The following is a 21,927-nucleotide window of genomic DNA, read 5'->3' as shown; positions in this document are numbered from 1 at the left end:
GGAGGGTTAATCCTTCTTTTTTATTGCAATTTTAAAAAATGTTGTTATGTATTACTCTATCAAGGAGAAACACATGGAACATAAAATAACTAAATGGAAAGACCTAAAGCCAACTGAAAATAATTTTAATTTTACCTTTGACGTTTTGGACAGAGTTTGAAATGATCTACTTAAAGAACCATTCAGCACTAAAAGTTTATTCCATGCAATGTCAGGTGCTAAAGGATTTGGTAAGACTTTCTTAATATGTTTACTAGCTTTATTTCTTGTATGTAATTTTGAGGACTATAACGCTCAGTTAGCTAAATATACTTATGCATCAGCTAAAGAAAGCTATTTTAAAACAATGAAAAAAGTAATGAACTTTCTTCATGAGAATTATGGTGTTACTGTTATTGAGCAAATAGGACAAAATAAAAATGCACTTATCAAAGAATTCAACTCTGAATCTAAATGTGGATGAGTCTTTGAAAATGGCAGAGAAATAAACGTTATAGGTTTTGATAACACAAGTAAATGAGAAGGTGTACCTGCTGCAATTGGTGAAATAGGAATGTTTGCTATTGATGAGGTTATTCCTTTAGGTGAAGAAATAATTGATGAAGCTGAGTATGTTTATAAGTTGGTAAACCTTATGACTCAAGTTGTGCGTGGTAAAAACTTAACTACATGCTTTGAACCATTGCCACAACTTAAAGGAACAATACCTTTGCCTTTTAATAAAAATGAAACATGACAAATGTATAAGAAACATTATATTATTTTCGGTTTTAATAATCATGACACTAATCACCCTATTTATCAAATGTTTATGGATGAAATAGCGCCATTAACTGATGAAGTTAAAGAGGAGTTAGACATAAATGCAGTTAGTTACAGAGAAGACCCTACATTCTTAAATATGGGGGCAACAGTAATTCGTGGAACTACAGCAATTAATAAAGATAACTTAAACCCTAAAGTAATGGAATTAGCCAAAGGTATTAAACAGCGTTGACCTGAAACATACAATACTTTATTTAAAGGAGATGAAAATCAAATGCAAATAGATAAATATGCATATAGAAAAGATTTATTAGAAAATGCTCAATTCTTTAGTAAAGATAAATTTTACTATGATGAAACTAAAAGATGATGATTTGACCAAATTAGAATCGGTTCAGATTATGCTGATGGTGGAGACAGTGGAGATGATGCAGTAACTATATTAATGGGTTTTGAACTAGATGCTATCTCTGGTATTGTTAAAGGTGTTTACATTTTAGATGAACTCTCTATATCAACAAAGAAGTTTAAAAACATGGAAGATAAAGTAAGTTGTATAGCTAAATTTATTAATGACAAAACAGTTAATTACGAATTTGGTACAGGTAGAGGCAAATTTGAGGAACATATAAGATTTAAAATTGGTGCTGATTCTAGAACAGTAAAAGATTTTTTAATAGGTATTTTAGAAAGAAAGTATGATCATAAACGTGAAACATTAGAAAAAAACTTTACATGCTTTGTTTCAACTGGTTCTAAAGGATGAAAAATTGAATCAAGACATTACATGTGAAAAAGGTTACTAAATGAGAAGAAGTTATTTTTTGCTAATGAACTTAAAGTAACTAAAGAAATACAAGGTGTAGAAGTAGTAATTAAGAAACATGGCTATTTATACGATGAATTACATAATTGTAAACTTCACCCTAAAAAGAACATTAGAGATGAAACACCTAAGAAAAATAAATTGGATGCAATTAATGCAGCTGAACATGCTTTAAGCTACTTTAGATACAATCTTTTTGAATAAAGAACCTACAAGGTTCTTTTTTTTGTAAAATGGTAGCATGTAGGAGGACAACTATGAAAGTAATAAATCAAATTGAAGTTTTTGATGAATTAAAAGACTTTCACTTAAACCTATTAATAGATGATATGCTAGAAAAAATACAAGAACTAGACTTAGAAATTAAGAATAGTGATTGGCGTAAAGCAGAAGGATATTATATTAATGGATATGTTAAAAGAACTATTTTAACTAGTGAAGGTGTTTTAACTTTTAAAAGAACTAAATATAAAATATGAAATTCTATTGATCGTAAATGAAATACTAGATGCTTAGTTGATGATTACTTGCAGCTAGAGAAATATCAAAAAATAAGCTATGAATATATTGATAAGATTCTTAAGCAGGTTTCAGCAGGAATGAAATACAAAGATATAATAAATTCTCACCCTAGAGCAATAATAGATAAATCCACAGTTTCAAGAATTATAAAAAAAATGGATATTGAGAATTTAAGTGAAATATCAGCTGATCTTGATTATCAAATCCCAAGTGACGTAAACAATTATGATTATGTTTATGTTTCAACAGATGATGCATTCTTGAAGCTTAAAGAATTTGACGAAGAGGAAGAAAAACTTAAGTCAGTAAAGCATAGAGTTAGATTAGCGGTTCTTTATTTAGGAGTTTCAGATACTAAAGACAATCGCAATTCTAAATTAGTTCACAAAAGAATCATTTACCAAATAAATAAACAAAAAACTAGATCTCCTTCAACTACAAAGTTTGCTGAACTTGTTAAAGAAAAGATTAAAGAATTCTATGGTGATAAAGAAAGACAAGTAATTGTATGTGGTGATGGAGATGACTACATTAAAAAAGTTGCAGAAGAATTAGACGCTAAATTAGTTTTAGACTTCTTTCACTTGAAAGCAAAGATAAGAAAAGGTCTTCCTTTTACTAAATGAAATAATCCAGCTGGATTAAATCAATTATGTAACTTAATAATGGAAGATATAAAAACAGATCCTTTTAAAGCTATTGAGAAATTAAAGATATTAACTCATAGTGCTACTGATAATAAGAAAGTTTTATTAAAAGAAGCTATTCGATATATAAAGAATAATTTAGAAGGTATATTTGCTTATCAAGAAGACTGATACAATGGTTGCTATACTGAATCTAATGTTTACCATTTTATTAAGTCAATAAGTAACTCTAAGTCTTATGCTGTTAAAACTTTTAAGAATTTAATAGCTTTAAGAGCCGGAAAAATTAATTGTTTAAATGCTTTTGATATTTGAAAACATGAAAAAAATGTTCAAATTGAAATAAACGCATTTGAAAATAAACACCATACTTGAAGAATGTTAAGAAACAAAGATTTCAGAAATGGAGTTAAAAATGGGGTCATTGCTTTTGCTGATTCTAAGTTTGCTAAACATATTGACATGATAAAACAACATAAAATGTACAAATAAAAGCACCTTGTGTACAAAAAAAGATACTAAGTGTACAAAAAATGGAAATTTAACGATTTCTATATTTTTGTGTTGCTTTTTTATTAAAAATGATAAAATAATTGTAACAAAAGACGTTCACATACAATTTTTTCAGTAAATTTCTACTGGAAATTGTAAATCTTGCACTTTGCACCAAATAAACAATTTACCCCAACAGAACATAAAGTTACTTATACTTTTCTTATTTTGTTATAATCTACTTTAAATAAGGTTAAAGGTATTATTTATGATTGAATTTAAAAACGTAGATAAAATGTTTGCATCTAATAAAGGCTTAAAAGATGTAAACATTATTATTAATAAAGAACAAATAGGTTTAGTTGGTCCAAATGGAGCTGGTAAAACAACTTTTATTGAACTATTATTAGGTTTTCACTTACCAAAAAAAGGTGAAGTGATCATTAATGGAGTTAAATCAACAGATAAAAATTTTGATATTAGTAAAGTTGGTTATATATCAGCTAATTTAGATATCCCTAAAAAACTAAGTGTTGTTGAATATGTAGGATATATTAAAGAATTAGAAAATAGTGAAAAATTTAACACTAACATTGAAATGTTTGCTAAGGTCTTAGCATTTGATTTAAATGATAGTTCACTAATTGGTAGTTTGTCATCTGGGATGGTGCAAAAACTAAAAATAATATTAGCAATATCAGGAGATAAAGATATCTTAATATTTGATGAACCAACAAGAGGATTAGACCCAATTGCAGTAGAGTTATTTGAAAAAATTATGGAAAAATTAAAAGAAAAAGATTTAACAATTATTTATTGTTCTCATATATTAGAAGAAGTTGAAAAATTTTGTGATCGTGGACTTATTATTAAAAATAACACTATTGTTAAAGATGTAAATATTAAAGAACATAAATCAAATTTAAGAGAAAGCTTTAAATCATTTTATGAATTTACTGAAATAGGGGATTTTTAATTATGAAATCAAATAATAAAAGAATGCACTTAAGTGCTAAATTTCCAACTAAAAATAAATTTGTAATTTATTTTAAATATAACTTTTTTAACGGTTTTAAATCTGGACTAACAATTTTAGTTTTATTTGCAATTGCTTTAATCGGAATATTAAGTTTATTAAGTTATGTAGCAACTAAAATCAATTATGATCAAGATACCAATGAGACATATTTAACAACAGATACTGTAATGATGATAATTGGTGCTTTAATGTTAATTTGTGCAATAGCTAGTATGAAAACTACACTTAATGATAATATAAGCAAAAAAGTTAACCGTATATTCTTATTTGGTGAAATAAAAAGAAATCAAATTAAAAACTTTACATTAGTTTATAATGGGATACTATTAGTAGCACAAGCAATTATGACCATCATATTAGTAAGTATTATATTTGGTTTATCAACAGTTATTTCATCGGTTAAAGTAATTGAGTTAGTTAATTTAGAGTTCTTTGCAACTTTAGTATTAAAAGTACTATCAGCTTATTTCTTAGGTTTATTATTATCAGTATTAATTCAAGCTTTACCAAAAAAAGGAGCTATAAAATTAATTGTGATTATTGCATTCTTTTTCATTCAATATTTATTAGCTAGTGCTAACTTTGCGTTAATTCCGTTGTTAATAATAGACAATTTTTATCGAAGTATAATTGGTTGAATTTTATTTATGATTCCATCAGTTTCATCAGGTTCAAGTTTTTGATGAAATGCTAATAACTGATTAATATTTGCAGGGTATGCTTATAATATTGCATTTATTAGCTTATTTATTTGATTATGAACTATACAAAATCGTAAAGCAACTTACTAGAAATAGTAAGTTTTTTTGATTTTATCTGATTTTTTTTGCCTAAAAAAATACACTTTTAAATGTATTTTAAGATAAAATAAAAAAGTATTATTTACAAATAGAAAATAAGGATTATTTTAATGGCAAACACTAAAAAAATAAATGAATCAGCAGCAAGTAAAAAACCTGTTAACAAAAAACCTGCTGCTAAAAAGTCAACAACAAAAAAAGCAGAACCAAAAATAGAAGAAACTGTTGTAGTTGAAACTGAAGTAGTTGAAGTTGAAGCAGGTAACACTACTGTTGAAGTAGAAATTGAACAAACTAAAAAAACTTCTATTAAAGAAGTAAAAGTTAAACAAGCAGTATCAAATGAAGAAAAGAAATTTAATAAAAAAGTTAAACGAAGAAAAGTTGGTTTAATTATGAACATATTTGGTTCATCATCAACATTCTTTGGATGATTAATTTTATTAATTTTAGCTGTTGCAATTATTTTATTTGCTAAAGATAAATATTTAGAACTATTAAATGGTTTAGTTAAAAATAGAATATCAGACACATTAGAAAAATTGATTGGAGATGCTCAACAAGGAAATACAGCTATGTCAGCAGATCAAATCTTTAATAAAATAATTGAAACTATCAAAGCCAATGGTTTAGACTTTGGTAAAAAACATTTAAGCTATGAACAAGTAACAGATGCATTTGGAACTGTATTTAATAAAGCATCATTAACTCAAGTAATTCAAAATTGAATGAGTAATGGAGATGTAGAATTACCACAAACAGTAACTAAAGAATTTATTGATCAATTAATTGTTAAATTGGATTTAGACATATTCAAAAATATGGGAGTTGCATTAATTATTGTTTCAGCGTTCTTAACAGTTATTAATTTATTAAACATTATCTTTGCTTCAAGATTAATTGTAGCTAAAGCTAAAATATCAAAACCATTATTTATTATTACTTCAATAATATCAATTAACATTATTAACTTAATTGGAATGTTAGTATTTGTAGTTAACGATAAAAAAACAGTATTTTAAATTACTGTTTTTTTTATTACACTTCACAATAAAAGTCATTTTAGTATTTTTATTTTTTTAAAGAAGTAAAATTATATTAATTAAATTAAGGAAATACACAAATGAAAGAAAAAGTGGTAAAGGCAAAGCCTTCAAAAAAAGAGAAGGAATTTAATAAACAAGTTAAAAGAAGAAAGAATGGAATCTTATTAAATCTATTTGGATCATCAACTACCATTATTGGTTTAATCATATTTTCAATAATTTCTATATTACTTTTTATTTATATTCGACAAGAAAAATTTATTTCTATAGTTGAGTCATTTGATAAAGATTTTAAATCAAATATTGAGAAATTAATTAATGATGCTTTACAAACAGTTAAAGATAAAACTAATCCTGAAGATATTTATAATGAAATAATGAAAAACATAAATAAAAATGGAATTACAATTAAAGTTGGAAATGATATTGTTCTATTAAGTTCAGATGATGTAATTAATTTATTCAATCAGGTTTTGCCTAAAGAAGGATTCATTAAAACAATTAATGATTTTTTAGATTTTGGTGAAGTTAAAATACCAGATAATAGCATCTTAGATTTCTTAAAAGATTTAATTAAAAAGTTAAAGTTAGATAACTTTAATGAAATCATGTTAATTATAGTAATTGTTTCAACTAGTTTAACTATAATTAATTTATTAAACATCATTTTTGCTTGAAGATTAATGTTAGTTAAAAATAAAATAATTAAAATCCTATTTATAATTACATCAGTATTATCAATTAATATCTTTAGTTGAATAGGAACACTAGTATATTTATTTAATGATCAAAAAGAAGTATTTTAGAATATAAATTAAGAGATAAAGTTTATAAAATATTTAATTTATTTTTAACTTTTGCTAAGTAAAAAAATAATCATATTTTAAAAAAAACAAACTATAGTGTGCATTATTTTTACTTTTTATGTAAAATTAAAATAACAACTTAATATAAAAAACAAGGTAACAAATAGGTTACTGATTGGCCTCAACATCAAATTTGAGACTTTAAGAATGTATAAGATTTTTTGAATAATAAAATCCCATTTCATGTTCTTATTTGCTTTTTAAATAGAGTTGAATATAAAAAAGGAGAATTATGAAGAAATTATTAGCAATTTTAGGGGCTGTTGGTGTAACAGCTACTGGTGCTTCTGTTGTTGTTGCTTGTGGAAATCACAATAAAGAAGAAAAAATTAACTTAAGTTCAATTATAATTAAAAAGGACTTAGGTAAATTGGCGGATGCTAAAGAAGATACTGTTAAAGCAGCTCTATTAAAAGAAAACCCGACATTAAAAACCGATGAAATTAAATTGACAATTCCAGCAACTAAAGCTGTTGCAACAGCTAATTATACTGTTACTGTTGAACCAAAACCTGATTCAAAAGTTTATCAAGGAAAAGTTGAAGGAATTACTTTTAATACCCAAATAGAAGTTGAAAATACCAAAATTAAAATTGATTCAGTTAAAGCAGCTGTTGGTGATATTGCAGGTAAAGAAAATTTAGACGCAGTTAATATTGAATTAGCTGGAAAATTATCTAATGCAACTGAAGGAAATGTATTAAAAAATATTTCTTCTTTAACAGCAGCAATAAAAACAGGAACTCAAACTGATGTAATAGTTAAAGTAACTGCAAAAAAAGGTTATAAACTAGATTCAGATACTTTTGAAATTGCTGGAGCTATTGTCAAACCGACTATAAGTGAGGGTTTATCAGAAGTTATTAAAACAACTGATTTAGGAACATTGGATAATGCAGAAGAAGCGACTGTTATTGATGCATTAGTTGCTAAAAACCCTTCATTAAAAAAAGATCATATTAAAGTTACAATTAGTAATGGTGTTGTTGCAAAAACACATGAACAAACAACAAATTATACTGTTACTGTTGGACCAAAAGAAAATGATGATTTCTATAATGGTAAAGTTGATGGGATTACGTTTAATACTAAAGCTAATATTGATGATGAAGTAGTAAGCAAAACAACAATTGATAATGAAATCGCAAAATTAAATGAAAATGGAAAAACATATAATACAACTCAAGAAGCAACTGATGCAATTAAAAAAGTTGAAACTGAAGAATTTAAAGTAAGTGATGCAACATTAAAAACGGATTCAATTAGAGGTTTAAGTAATCAAGTATTCAATATTACTGTTCAAGCAAAAACGGGTTATGTTTTAGCAAATGACATTCAAGATGGTAAAACAACAGTTGAATTAAAAATTGGTACAATTGATGTTATTACTCAACAAAGTGTTTTAGATTTAGTTAACGCTAAGATTAAAGGTAATAATGTTTACTTTGAAAATGAAAATAATTTAAATGACGCATTAGCTGCAATTGTTAAACCAACTGGTGTTGAATCAATTACAGGTGAACTTGCTGATGGATCAAATGATTCTTTAGAAACAAAATCAGTAAAAATTACAGTATCTAAAAAAGCAGATGCACAATTTGAAGCGAATTGAGATGGAAAATTTACAGTTGAAGATGTTCAAATTGGTAAAATTGATGAAGTTGATGTTACTGATGCTATTGTTAAAATTAGAGAACTAGGTGGTAAGGATTATGTTGATCAACCAGCTTTACAAAAAGCTGTTGAAGAAATAACTAATAAAGTTAATAAAAATATAGTTGTTACATTAACAGACATTACTTCAACTTTTGGGTTTAAAGATCATAAAATTAAAGTTGAATTATCATCAAAAAGAAGTGATATTAAATTAATTAATAATGAAAATGTTGAATTATCTGTAAGATTTGGATCAGTTGCTCTAATTTCAACTGTGTTAAAAGATAACACAGAAATTACTGGGGTTCAAGAAGCTGATGTAGTTGGAGTTAAGGCCGCTGTTGAAGCGCAATTTACAGTGTTAGCAGGTCATATTGTTATTGCTGATATTAAGGAAGTAAATCCTCAAAATTATGCTGATCTAACAAGAAAATATACAGCTACTGTGAAAGCAATTGATAATGATAAAGATTATACTGGATCAGTTTCAATTAATTTCTCAATTGTTTTTGAACAGGTTGATGTTAAAAACATTGTTGATTTTTTAATTAACCTGGCAGATAACACATTAACACAGGACCAAGTTAAATCTAATATCAATCAAATTATAAAAGAACAACAATTAAAAGATAAAGTTACATATAAAATTACAGAAGATCAAACAAACCCATTAAAAATAACTATAGAGTTGCTTCCAACAAGTAATAATATTGAATTAGTTAATAATCAAGTAGTAACAAAAACTGTTGTAATAGCTGAATCAAAATTTTCATACTCAATAATTTCAGATAAATATTCTAACTAATTAGTTAATTATTTATTAATAATAAGTAAAAGAACTCAAGCGAGTTCTTTTTTTTATTTATTAAACTAACACTAAACTATTTATGTTAAATATAGTAATTTATTAAATCAAAAAAGGACTATATGATTAACAAATTACATTTTAAAAATCATAAAGACTTAATTGATAACTTAAAACAAAATAAAAACATTATTGGAATTATTCAATGTAAAAGTCGAGACAATTTAAACCAAGATCATAATCAACAAGGTGATTATGATTTAACAATTGTTTTAAATAAGCTTCTTGAATGAAATATTACGGGTTTGCGTTTTTTGTTAATGATATTCCTATTGATTCTATGATTAAAACATTAATCAGTTCTATTTACAAACTAATAATGAAAAGATAATGTATAAATTAATTGTTCAGATCTTTTCATATATGTTAGAACCTTATAATGGTTATTGAAAACATGATAAAATTTTATTTAAAAATAATATTAATACTGAAAAACAAGATGAAGAAATGTTAATTTACTATATTTTTAATAAATAATAATTTTTTTGCAATTTTTTAATTTTATTTTGTAATAACAATGTGAAGATAGAAAAGAGGTAATTATGCAAAAACTAAAAGTTGATGAATTAAAGGAAATAAAAGGTGGAGCTGCTTCTGGAGCGTTGTTAAATGGAATAGGTTCTATTATTGGTAAAACAGGTGATTTTATTATTGATGTAGCAATGCTACCATTTGCTTATATAGAAGCTGCTAAGGGGCATGATAAAGCTAAATTTAAAATGGGTAGTTCTAGTTTTGAATTTGATGATACAACATCTATTAAATTAAATGCCAATAGCAATATTGCTGATAATGTGATTAAACTAGAAGCTATCAGATCCTTTAACAATAGTGTGATTAATCAAGGCAATAATTTAGAAACAGCACAACTTATGAATACAACCTTAGACGCTAATATGGTTAAAGAAATAGTTTTTAATAAGTATTTTGGTTAAAATCAAGCAAATATATTAAGTAGTTGATTTCTTTAGTTGAATTATAAATTGGTTTGTAGTATCATTTAAATGTTGAAATCAAGTTTCAACCGCTCTTAACTAATACGTACATAAGTAGATTTATATCTCACGTATGAAGGCGAGTCTAGACTGGAGGATAAATATGTTCGCAATTATAAAAACAGGTGGAAAACAAATTAAAGTTGAAGCTGGAATGGAAATCTTTATCGAAAAATTAGAAGGTGAATTAAACACTGAAGTAACTTTCGAAGAGGTTTTAATGGTTGATGGAAAATTTGGTAGCCCATTAGTACAAGGTGCTAAAGTTACTGGTACAATCGTTAAACAAGGTAAAGGTAAAAAAATTCGTGTAGTTAGATACCACCCTAAGAAAAACGTTAATAAAGTTTATGGTCACAGACAACCATATACAAAAGTAAAAATTGAAAAAATTGAAGCTTAATTATGATTAAAGTCAAAATTAAAAATGAAGGTGAATTGTTAAAACAATTTGAAATATCAGGGCATGCTGAATCTGGACCTTATGGACAAGATCTTGTGTGTGCAGCTGTTTCAGGAATTACATTTGGAGCATTAAATGCTTTAGATATTCACTTTTCAAAAGAAGTTGATTTGAAAGTTTTAGAAAATAAAATTGTTATTACAAATAACAATATAGAAAATCAATCTTTACAAACAATGTTGAAAATGTTAAAAATACAATTATCAACAATACAAACACAATACAAACAGTTTATAGAAATTATGGAGGTATACTAATATGCGTTTTATATTAAATTTACAATTCTTCGCTTCTAAAAAAGGAGTAGGGTCAACTAAAAACGGACGTGACTCAGAATCAAAACGTTTAGGAGCTAAAAAAGCTGATGGACAATTTGCAAACGCAGGTTCAATCATCTTTAGACAAAGAGGTACAAAAATTCACCCAGGACAAAATGTTGGACGTGGTGGAGATGATACTTTATTTGCATTAGTATCAGGAATCGTTAAATATGAAAAATTTGGAAAAGGTCGTACAAGAGTTAAAGTTGTAGCTCCTGCTGAATAATTATTCATAAAAATTAATTAGTCGATTACTCGACTAATTTTTTTGTTTATTTTGTTAAAATAATATAAACACTGAAGAGGTATAAAATGGTAAAAATGTTAATTATCATACTTTGTATAATCCTAGCTTTATTTGTTATTGGATCAATAACGTTTTTATTTACGTTTAAAAAGAACCGGATAGAATCACCAGATGCTCAAATAAGAAAAAACGAAGAACTATTAAGCACTAATCGTAAAGTTTGGATGAGAAATACTAAAAGAACAGTTTTAGTATCAAAATATGATTATTTTGAAAGCTTTGAAGAGTTTCCTTTTAACTCAGAATTTAATAATACTAAAGAATATTTATTAAAAAATAACTTTTCATTTACAACAACAAATGATGTGATTAAAGAATTAAAAGAAGCCCAATCAAAAATATTAAATTTTTGATTAGTTGAACAAAGAAAACTATTAAAAGCTTTTGACCAAACTGGTTTAGAAGATAATTATCAAAATCGTAATTTTTTAATGAAATTTTATAATGAATCTTTAAATATATATATGAAGGTAGTTACTCAAGGTTTTGTGCCAAGAATACTAAAAGCTAAAATAGATTTTTTAAAAGGGGATGCGTTGTTAGATATTGATAAAGAAGTTAATTTAATGCATTCATGATTTACCAAGGCTATTGATGAATTAATTAATGAATTGTATAAACAATCTGGAGTTTATCAACAATCAGAATCATATACAAATAATTCCCAATATCAACAATATTCATATCAACAGCAAAGACAATCAAAAATGTCAGATCAATTTAGTGATATTAACTGAGCTTATCAAACACTTGGTGTTACTGAAAAATCAACAAGTGATGAAATTAAAAAACAATATCGTAAGTTAGCAATGACTTACCACCCAGATAAAAATAAAACAACAGAAGCAAAAGATAAAATGGTTGAAATAAATCGAGCTTATCAATTTTTAAAATCAATTAACAAGGTTAATTAAGGAGAATATTATGGAAATTAACAACAAATTATTATTAGACAAATACTTTACAGAAGCTTTAGAAAAAACTAAGGAATTAATTAGAATACCTTCAGTATTAGCAGATCCAATTGGTAATATGCCTTTTGGAAAAGGGGTTAATGATGCATTAGACTATATTTTAAAATTAGGTAATGAATTAGGGTTTGAAACATACCGTGATGAAACTAACAAATATGGTTTTTTAGAATATGGTGAAGGAAAAGAACTATATGTAATCTTGTGTCATTTAGATGTAGTTCCTGCTGGAGATATGTCAGAATGAGTAACTAATCCCTTTGAACCAATTGAAAAAGATGGTAAATTAATCGGACGTGGTTCAATTGATGATAAAGGTCCAACAATGATGAATTTATATGCACTTAAATACTTAAAAGATCATAATTGAAAATCAAATACTTATAAAATTAGAATGATTTTTGGATTAAGCGAAGAAACTACATGAGAATGTATGGAAAAATATGTAGCAGATCATGGTATTGCATCAGCTGGTTATGTGCCTGATGGTTTATTCCCTTGCGTATACGCAGAGAAATGAATTAATAATATGGATGTTATTGCCAATGTGCCTTGTGATTTTGAAATTAAAGGTGGAGAGGCTTACAACATGATTTGTGATAAGGTTTCTTACAAAGGACCTAGAATCGATGAGATTAAAGCTAAATTAGATGCAATGAAAGACATTCATACTTCAGTTAATAATGATGAATTAATTGTTAAAGGAAAACCAGGCCATGCTTCTACTCCTCATGTTGGAGTTAATGCCGTATCTCACTTAGCATTTGCAATGAATGAATTAGGTATTAAACATCCTTTAATTCAATTTATTGCAAAAGAAGCTCATCTAAATTTCAACATGTCTAATATCTTTGATAATATTGCTGATGAAACTGGTGATCTAACTCAAAACATTGGAATCATTGACATTAAAGATGGTAAAGGAATGTTTACTTTTAACTTTAGAATACCTGTTTTATCAGAACCTAAAACTAAGTTTTTCCCAATCATTGAAGCAGCATTTAATAAATATGGTTTAGATCATGTAAAACAAAGAATTGAAGATGCAGTATACTTTCCAAAAGATGGCGAAGTTGTTAAAAACATTATGCAAGTTTACCAAGAAATTACTGGAGATATGATTAGTCAACCTCAAGCAATGGGTGGAGGAACTTATGCTAAAACAATGCCTAATTTAATTGCGTTTGGTGCTGTTATGAATTTAGAAGATTCACCAATGCATGACTATAATGAATTTGCAACTATTGAAGAGCTGCAAAAAATGATTAAAATATATGCTAAGGCAATAACAAAGTTAGCTAAGTAATTTATGCAGAAATAGAAAATTTGCTTCGTTTTATTTGAACATCTGGTGATGTAAATTAAAATATTTGAGTTCACTAATGAAAATAATAATAAAAAAAATAATGATTTTAAAAAGTTAGAAGCAAATTATTAAAAGCCAATTGTTTGATTGGTTTTTTGTTTGTGTTATTATAAGTCTAGTATGAAAAAAGTGTTAAAAAATTTCAAAGCAGAAGTATTAACTTGAAAGTTTTTATTTTATGTTCTGTATATATTATTTTTTATATATTCAATTTCTTTAAGGTCATTCTTTACTGAATTTTTCTATGCGTTATTTTCTGCAAATTTAGCAATATTATTTTTAATACAAATGTTTAATTCTTTCAAAGCATTTTATAATAAAGAAAAATTAAAATTTAACTTAATTGATACTTTGGCTAGAATTTTATGAGCATCTTTATTAATGCATGAATTAGTTCAAATAATTATTCACAATAACATAAATCAATTTACTGCTTTATATTGAAACAACTTTATATTTTCAGTATCGCTAACTTTTATAGCAAGTATATTTTTCTTTATCTTTTTCTTATTTAATTTAGGAGTTATTAATCTACTTAAAGATTATAAATTTAAAATTGCTTTTACTAAGTTTTTTGTTAGTTCAAAAGAATTTATTAAAAATGACATAAATGTAGTAATTAAAATGATATCAAAATCAATTTATCGAATTAAATCCTTTATATTTAAAATTCGATTTATGTTGCAGTTATTTTTAAATAAAATTTTATTAATTAGTAATCATGTATGCTTGAATCCTCCAACAAAAAACCTTCAATTAATTTAATTAACAAGGAGGATTTTTATGAAAGAATTAATCAAAGTAAATAATTTAACAAAAGAATTTAAAAATGGTCATGGAATATATGACATTAATCTTTCTATAAGAGAAGGAGAAGTTTTTGGTTATCTAGGTCCAAATGGAGCTGGTAAATCAACAACTATTAGACACATATTAGGTTTTATGAAACCACAAAAAGGAACAATTATAATCGATGGAATTAATGCATGAAAAGATGCTGATAGAGTTAATTCTATTTTAGGATATGTTCCAGGTGAAATTGCAATGCCAGAATTTATGACTGGAATAGAATTCATCAAATATATATTTGAAATTAGAAAACTAAAAGATTGAAAATACGTAGAAGAACTAATTGAATTCTGAGAATTTGATCCAAAAGTCAAAATTAAAAAAATGTCAAAAGGTATGAAACAAAAGGTTAGTTTAATTTGTGCTTTTATGCACAAACCAAAAATTTTGGTTTTAGATGAGCCAACATCAGGATTAGATCCATTAATGCAAGAAAAATTTATTAACTTAATTAAGAATATAAAAGCAGAAGGAAGAACTGTTATTTTAAGTTCTCATATTTTTCAAGAAGTTGAAAAAACATGTGACAGAGTAGCTATTGTAAAAAATGGTAGAATTGTTTCAAATATTGACATGAATGAAATTAAATATAATGAAAGCAAAAGATTTGAAATTGTATTTAGCAAACAAGCAGATATGAAAGAGTTCTTAAAACTATATAATAATAAAAATACTGAAGTTTTAGACAAAACAAAATTATTTGTTAATCTAAAACAAAAAGATATGCAAAATTTATTAAAAATTGTAGCTAAATTTAATACTCAAATTTTTAAAGAAATCCCTTTCACTTTAGAAGAGTACTTTTTGGATTTCTATAAATTAAAAAAGGAGGATAAAGTCAATGGTTAATAAAGCAATTATTAAACAACATATTAAATCAAATTTTGCACTTTGATTAATTTTAATTATTATGCCAGCTTTATTTATTAACTTAATTATTCCACTGTCTGTTGATCAGAGTGGAGGAGAAATTGTTAATATAACATCGATATTGAGATTTGTTATATTTACATCAATTGGATTTGAGATACCACTTATTTATATAATAATAACTTCAAATAAAATAATGGTTGGAGAAGTACAAACAGGAAGAATTACATATGTTGTAGCTTCTCCTCTTAAAAGAGCAACTATTATAAATACAAAAATAATTTTCATGGTAGCAAGTTTATTTATAGGTTTTATTTTAAATGTTATTTTAACAGCACCAGTTGTTAGTTTGAATGCAAATAAAATTGACTTAACAATGGGTGTATTTGTGACTCAATTAGCTGGAATGTTCTTATTATTATTTATGATGTGTAGTATAACATTTATGGCATCAACTTATTTCAATAAAGCAATTTGATCTTATGCAGTTGGAGCTGGAATACCTATTTTATTTTTTATTTTATCTATGTTATCTTCAGTGCCTGCGTTAGAAGCAACAAAATACATAAGTTTAAATAGTTTATATAATGAAACAGTTGTTTATGTTATTAAAGATCAAAAAGCTGTATTAGCATCAGTAAGCAAGTGATTAGGTCAATATTTTGCAATGTTTGCCATTGGAACTATTGTTTTCATAGCTTCATCATATGTATTTAAATCTAAAGATTTATTATTATAATTTCTAAAACCGAATTAATTTGTTCGGTTTTTTATTTTAGTTACTTAATAAAATGAAAAAATTAGTCTTTAATATATAATTATAAATGTTGCTAAAAAGTTAAGGATTATAAAATGAAAAAAAATATAGAATTAAAAATTGAAAATATAAAAAAAGATTCAGCTAAAAGAAAATCAAACATAGAGCTTTTAAGATTTATTTTATGTATATTTATTGTTATGATACATCTGGGAGGCATATATAATTATGTTGCTCCATTGATTTATTGTTCTGTGCCAACTTTTGCATTAATTACAGGTTTCTTTTTGTATAACAAAGAAGATAATTATGCAGGTCTAAAATTTATACCAACTATTATATTTTTCATTGTATTAAATTTAATAGTTACTCTTATCTTAAATGCTACAACTTCTAGTTTAAGCAATATCAACTGACTAGTGCTTGTAACTTATGGCCCTGGACAATTCTGATATATTTGAGCTATGTTTTTTACATTATTAATATCACCAATATTGGTATTAGGTGTTAAGCAATTACCAAAGTACACATCTTTATTCATTATTTTTGTATTCTACATAACAATGAATTTACCTGCTGTTGGTGAACATATAAATATTTATATTATTGATAGAAATTGATATGGTAATATTTTTGTTATAATAACTGCATTTATGTTGGGTGCTTGAATGAATAAATATTTATCTGACACATTTTTAACAAACAAGAAAAAAGTTATAAATTATTGCTTACCAATTTTAGTTATTTTAGTTTCAATACAAATAGTAGCTTATGCAATAATTAAAAACAAAGTTGTAACAAATGATCATAATGCAGTTCTTTATCAATTACTTAATAACATAAAAAAATTGTCAACACAAAATAATTTTCCGTTAACAATTTTAGTGGCATTTTGTATTTTCTCATTATTTTATATTTTAAACATACCATACAATAAGTTTATAAATTATTTAGGAAAGGCATCTATGATATTTTTTGTGGCTCACTTTACTATAAGAGACTGAATTGACTCAAACTTGATGCAAAAATGAGAAATAGAAACCTATTCTGTAAAAAGAGATCTTATTAGCTTATCATTAACAATAGCAATATGTGGAAGCTTAAGTTTAATTGTTATTCCAACTTATAGTTCTTATATGAAACAATTTAATAAGTCTATTATTTATATAAAAACAAAAATTAAATTTTACTCAAAAAGAAATTCTATTTCTCAAGATGTTAAATAATTTTTTAAAACCGAATTAATTTGTTCGGTTTTTTATTTTATTTAGATTAAATTGTATAATCATAATTAAGAGGTGATTTTTTAATGTTACTAGCATCAAGCGTATCAATGTGAGGGGCAAATATGTTTTCATTTTTGTCAACTATAATAGTCATTTTTATTATTTGAATAATTTTATTAATATTTTCAAGTCTTAATCGTCATTGAAAAATGAAGCATTTGACTGAAAAGCAAGCTATTTATTTGGAGTACGTAAGAAATGAAAGAAAAGATCGCTATACAAAATTAAATTGAGCATTATTTGTTTCACTAATGTTTGGAGTGTTCTTTATGATGATTCAATTAAATTTAACTCCTATTATTGTTAATGATGTATTTCCTATTCATAATTTAGATGTATATATTGGTTGAGTGTTATATGGAGCTTGAGTTTTTTTAACTATAATAGCTATCTTAAATATTTTATATTCAGGTAGAAATATATGTAATGCTAATATGAAAATGAAAGATTCAATCGACGAAGAAGAATTTAAATATTATGTAAGTAATTACATTAATAAAGTAAAGGTAAAAGAACTAGGAAAATAAAGCTTTCTAGTTTTTTATTTTTAGAATTTGACTTTTCAAATTGCAGTTGCTAAAATTAATAAAATATTACTAATACAACTATAAGGGGATTTAAATGAAAATTTTTATATATGCTTTAACGGGTTTAACAGTAACTCAAGGAGGGGCTGCTGCTTTAAATCTTGTTGATATTTCACCTAAAATGGATAAAATGTCTGAAAAACAACAAGCTGATTTTAAAGAATATGAGGCAATGAATCGTGCTGCTTTAACTTTTGGAACGAAAATTAGACAATCATATTTTGATGGTAAAACTGGATATACAACTTGAAGTGGAACTGGTACAGACAAAGACAGCAAAAATTATTTATACAGAACAAAATTGAATTCTTCTTTATCTGGTCCGACACAAGAAGTTGCTTATACAAATACTACAAGAAAAAATGAAACAAAGCCAATTGATTTTTTAAACAAAACAATTTTTTTTGGAAATGATTCAGCAAGTTATTACTTTGATAAATCAGGAATATCAAAATTTGAATGAAAAAATAGTTCATATAGCAACTATGGATTAGTCGGAGGATTAGGTGGAATTCTTGGTGGAGTTGGAGGAGTTCTTGGTGGAGTTGGAGGAATTCTTGGTGGAGTTATTGGGCTTTTAGTGCCAAATCCTCCAAAAAAAGAGCCAGTTACAGGTGAAGAAATTAAACCAATTGAAGTTTATAATAGATCAGTTAAAGACGCAGTTTATAATCCAGAAGATGATTCAATAACTTATTCAACATTAGATGATAAAAATAATGATTGAATAATTACTAAGTATTATGAAAATGATAAAACAAGCGAGGAACTGGCATCAGGAACAAATAATGGTTTATATCCAATATTGGCAGTTGAAGAGAATTCAAAAGATACATATTTTACAGTTAATGGAATGGTTTCAGTTTATAGAGACAGTAGCAAAAAAAGTGAATTAATAACTCATCTATCAGATACAAGACAAGCATATGATGTATTTGTTGATAGCCAAGGTATGTATATAGGAACATCTGACTCATCAGATACAAGTGCCCAAGCACATGATAATGAAACAATAAAAAAAGCGAATCCAAAAACATTTTACATAGATAGAATTAATGACTCTGTTACTCAAGATAGTCAAGGTGATGGTTATATTAAGGGTGTTCAATGAGTTAATGATATGACTAAATATGTTATGTATGATTCAAAAACAATAGTTCAATCAAATTCATATCAAAATTCATCTTACACTATTGATGGAACATACAAAAATGAAAATTTAACACAAGAATATCATACAGCACCAAGATATAGTGGAATGTTTGATTATGGAGTTATGTATCAAGCTGATGAAACATATAAAATTGCTGGAACTAAAGCGCAATCAACAACAGGAAGAGCCCAAGTAAATAGAGTATTCAATGATAAGTTTCAAGAAACGTTGAGAGCATCAAATTTAGTTGGATCATCTGGATTAGATTGAAATTTAGGACCAAATGGTGAAGTTTATGTTTGATATAATGGAGAGAAAAAACCTAATTTAACCTTATCAGCTAATTCATATATTTCTAAAGTATTATTAACTGAGCAAGATTCAGAAAAACCTGTTCAAAATGGAGTTGTTTATAATAAAACTAATGATAAAAATCAATTTTGAGAAGTTCAAATACCTGATGCACATGCAAAGAATGGTTATGACTTATATGTTCAATTTTTTGATGAAGATAAGCAACCAAATAATGTAATTACTTCTTTAATTAGATTAAGACCAACAGACAATGCAAAAATTAATCTAGCAGATGAAAAGAATTCCATTAAGAATGAAAAAAAACCTTCTAATAACACTAAACAAAGTGAAATATTAGCAGCTTTAACAAAAGTTACAGGAACTAAAATAACAGATAATGATGTTACTATAAATCTTGACGAAAAAGCTAATTACGATAAATCTGGTGAAATAAAAATTAAAGCAAATGAAAGTTCAAGACTTGTAATGAATCAACAAACAATTGAAATTCCTCATTTAATTTATGATATTTCAAAAACAGTATTTGAACCTTTTAATAATGATGAAAAAGATTATAAAAATAAAATTATCAAACAGATTGTAAATGATTCTAAAATAGATGATAAAATACAGTTAACTGAACAACAAGTTACTGATGAAACAGAAATTAGCATAAATCAACCACAACCTGGTGCAAACGGTTCTATTACAATAAATGCAAAACCTGGTGCAACTCATTTAACAGGAGGGCAAAGAATTGTTATTCCTGCAAGAGATGCAATTGATTTAAGTACGTTAAATTTTAATGATAAGGTACTAACAAATAATTCTTCAGATAAAGAAATTATAGATATGGTAAATGAAGTTATAAAAAGCCAAAATTCTACTCTTACAACTTTAATTGAACAAAATGACATTATTATTGAAAGAAAAAACCCTGCTAAAGTTGGACAAGATGGTTTTATAACAATTAAAGCAAGTCCCTCTTCAGTTAAAATAAGTAATTCAAATACAATTAAAATTAGTAAGTTAAAATATGACTTAACTAACTTTAAAATAGATGATGCCTCTAATTTAATTGATAAAACAGAAATTATTAGAAGATTAAATTTAATTACAGGTCTAGGTAATGTAAATGATTCTGATTTTGATTTTACTCTTCACCAATCATCAGTTAGTCAAACTGGTATAATTACTATTAAAGCAACAACTAATTCTCAATGATTAGAAAATGAAATAAATATAACTGTTCCAAAGACATATAATTTAGCTGAACAAGATTTATTTAAGTATACTGAATCTAATGAACAAAAAGAATTTGTTTTCTACGAAAGCACTACTATAGAAGATGTCATTGAGTATTTACAAGATAAAAAAGGTTGAAAAAATATTACTGAAAATGATATAAAACTAAACATAGTAAAACAACCATCAGCTAGTGAAGAAGGAAAAATTAGAATAGTATCTACAAACGTTTTAGTAGTAGGATCATCAATAACTGAAAATAATGAACAATATGTAGAGGTTAATGTAAAAGTTGATAGAAAAAATATTTCAGAAATAGTAAAATCTCCAATTGATATTGGAAGAGTTGATGTTTCTAAAATTAAAGGGAATACAAATGAAATCTTAATTAAAAGTCTTAAAGAAGTTATAATGAATGCGTCAAAAGAAAAAATTAATAATCAATCAATAGATTATACACAGTTGCATATTAAATTAATTGATAGATACAATTTTGAAATCGCTGCAAATCAAAACTCTGAAGCATATTCAGGAGCAATTCAAGGTAGTTATTACTTGCAATATGATATTTCTAATTATAAAAATGATTTCAGCAAAGGTATTTTTATTAATGAAGAAGATAAGAATGATCTTGACAAATTAAAAGCTGCACTTTTCTCTCAGTATTCTAATTTATTTATCTATTGAGGTGAATTAAAAATTTCAATTGAAGATCAAACTGGGAATTTAGTTCTTGAAGGTAATGAAACAAAAAGTTTATACTCTGGTAAATTAATAATAAAAGTTAATTCAAACAATAATGAAAATGCACAGTCTGAAAATAATATACCAGCACATAAGAAAACTAAAATATTATTATGAGTTTTAGCGGCGGTTAATATTATGGCCATAGCAATAGCAGCAGTCTTTGTTAAAAATAAAAAGAAAGATGAGGAATAAT

General features: G+C 25.8%; 21 protein-coding genes and 1 other annotated feature. All 21 genes read left to right on the top strand.

Annotated features, from left to right (window positions below; all coding sequences use genetic code 4):
• The first annotated feature begins 73 nt into the window (after positions 1–73).
• The 21 genes from MENTO_RS02425 (at position 74) to MENTO_RS02330 (ending at position 21,926) form a co-directional block, all read left to right on the top strand.
• A complete protein-coding gene (locus MENTO_RS02425; protein WP_099651278.1) occupies positions 74–1,795 on the top strand; it encodes a hypothetical protein in 1,722 nt (573 codons plus the stop codon).
• Positions 1,796–1,848: 53 nt separating this feature from the next.
• A complete protein-coding gene (locus MENTO_RS02420; protein ID WP_099651277.1) occupies positions 1,849–3,252 on the top strand; it encodes an Mbov_0401 family ICE element transposase-like protein in 1,404 nt (467 codons plus the stop codon).
• A 268-nt stretch (positions 3,253–3,520) separates the two neighbouring features.
• The gene (locus MENTO_RS02415) at positions 3,521–4,228 is read left to right on the top strand and encodes an ATP-binding cassette domain-containing protein (RefSeq protein ID WP_099651276.1); all 708 of its coding nucleotides are present in this window, start codon (positions 3,521–3,523) and stop codon (positions 4,226–4,228) included.
• A gap of 2 nt (positions 4,229–4,230) precedes the next feature.
• Complete coding sequence (locus MENTO_RS02410; protein ID WP_099651275.1) at positions 4,231–5,082, top strand: hypothetical protein; 852 nt, start codon at positions 4,231–4,233, stop codon at positions 5,080–5,082.
• Positions 5,083–5,201: 119 nt separating this feature from the next.
• A complete protein-coding gene (locus MENTO_RS02405) occupies positions 5,202–6,113 on the top strand; it encodes a hypothetical protein (protein ID WP_099651274.1) in 912 nt (303 codons plus the stop codon).
• Positions 6,114–6,214: 101 nt separating this feature from the next.
• Positions 6,215–6,943, top strand: a complete 729-nt coding sequence (locus MENTO_RS02400; protein ID WP_099651273.1) for a hypothetical protein — start codon at positions 6,215–6,217, stop codon at positions 6,941–6,943.
• 292 nt (positions 6,944–7,235) lie between these two features.
• Entirely contained in the window at positions 7,236–9,464 is a 2,229-nt protein-coding gene (locus MENTO_RS02395) for a lipoprotein (RefSeq protein WP_099651272.1), read from the top strand.
• Positions 9,465–9,586: 122 nt separating this feature from the next.
• Positions 9,587–9,820, top strand: a complete 234-nt coding sequence (locus tag MENTO_RS02390; RefSeq protein ID WP_167372685.1) for a hypothetical protein — start codon at positions 9,587–9,589, stop codon at positions 9,818–9,820.
• A gap of 34 nt (positions 9,821–9,854) precedes the next feature.
• On the top strand, positions 9,855–10,001 hold the full coding sequence (locus MENTO_RS03835) for a hypothetical protein (RefSeq protein ID WP_167372684.1): 147 nt from the start codon (positions 9,855–9,857) through the stop codon (positions 9,999–10,001).
• 65 nt (positions 10,002–10,066) lie between these two features.
• On the top strand, positions 10,067–10,459 hold the full coding sequence (locus tag MENTO_RS02385) for a hypothetical protein (RefSeq protein WP_099651271.1): 393 nt from the start codon (positions 10,067–10,069) through the stop codon (positions 10,457–10,459).
• Between the two features lie 77 nt (positions 10,460–10,536).
• Positions 10,537–10,616 (top strand) — a sequence feature (ribosomal protein L21 leader region).
• 6 nt (positions 10,617–10,622) lie between these two features.
• Positions 10,623–10,922, top strand: a complete 300-nt coding sequence (rplU, locus tag MENTO_RS02380) for a 50S ribosomal protein L21 (RefSeq protein ID WP_011183340.1) — start codon at positions 10,623–10,625, stop codon at positions 10,920–10,922.
• A gap of 2 nt (positions 10,923–10,924) precedes the next feature.
• Complete coding sequence (locus tag MENTO_RS02375; RefSeq protein WP_011183339.1) at positions 10,925–11,239, top strand: ribosomal-processing cysteine protease Prp; 315 nt, start codon at positions 10,925–10,927, stop codon at positions 11,237–11,239.
• Position 11,240: 1 nt separating this feature from the next.
• Positions 11,241–11,528 (top strand): 50S ribosomal protein L27, encoded by a 288-nt coding sequence (gene rpmA / locus MENTO_RS02370; RefSeq protein WP_011183338.1) that lies wholly within the window; start codon positions 11,241–11,243, stop codon positions 11,526–11,528.
• A gap of 86 nt (positions 11,529–11,614) precedes the next feature.
• Positions 11,615–12,523, top strand: a complete 909-nt coding sequence (locus MENTO_RS03890; protein WP_099651270.1) for a J domain-containing protein — start codon at positions 11,615–11,617, stop codon at positions 12,521–12,523.
• A gap of 10 nt (positions 12,524–12,533) precedes the next feature.
• Entirely contained in the window at positions 12,534–13,886 is a 1,353-nt protein-coding gene (locus MENTO_RS02360; RefSeq protein WP_099651269.1) for a M20 family metallopeptidase, read from the top strand.
• 180 nt (positions 13,887–14,066) lie between these two features.
• Positions 14,067–14,711, top strand: coding sequence for a hypothetical protein (locus MENTO_RS02355; protein WP_099651268.1), 645 nt, complete (start codon positions 14,067–14,069; stop codon positions 14,709–14,711).
• An 18-nt stretch (positions 14,712–14,729) separates the two neighbouring features.
• Positions 14,730–15,644, top strand: coding sequence for an ABC transporter ATP-binding protein (locus MENTO_RS02350; protein WP_099651267.1), 915 nt, complete (start codon positions 14,730–14,732; stop codon positions 15,642–15,644).
• Positions 15,637–16,404, top strand: coding sequence for an ABC transporter permease subunit (locus MENTO_RS02345; protein WP_099651266.1), 768 nt, complete (start codon positions 15,637–15,639; stop codon positions 16,402–16,404). Before MENTO_RS02350 ends, MENTO_RS02345 begins: the two co-directional genes overlap by 8 nt.
• A 113-nt stretch (positions 16,405–16,517) precedes the next feature.
• Positions 16,518–17,648, top strand: coding sequence for an acyltransferase family protein (locus tag MENTO_RS02340; RefSeq protein WP_099651265.1), 1,131 nt, complete (start codon positions 16,518–16,520; stop codon positions 17,646–17,648).
• Positions 17,649–17,731: 83 nt separating this feature from the next.
• Positions 17,732–18,235 (top strand): hypothetical protein, encoded by a 504-nt coding sequence (locus tag MENTO_RS02335; RefSeq protein ID WP_167372683.1) that lies wholly within the window; start codon positions 17,732–17,734, stop codon positions 18,233–18,235.
• A 94-nt stretch (positions 18,236–18,329) separates the two neighbouring features.
• Positions 18,330–21,926, top strand: a complete 3,597-nt coding sequence (locus tag MENTO_RS02330; RefSeq protein ID WP_099651264.1) for a hypothetical protein — start codon at positions 18,330–18,332, stop codon at positions 21,924–21,926.
• Position 21,927 lies beyond the last annotated feature (1 nt).

It is taken from the genome of Mesoplasma entomophilum, assembly GCF_002804125.1.
GTDB classification, from domain to species: Bacteria; Bacillota_I; Bacilli_A; order Mycoplasmatales; family Mycoplasmataceae; genus Mesoplasma; species Mesoplasma entomophilum.
Note: the sequence above shows the minus strand (reverse complement) of the source record. Positions and strands in the feature narration are given on the sequence as shown.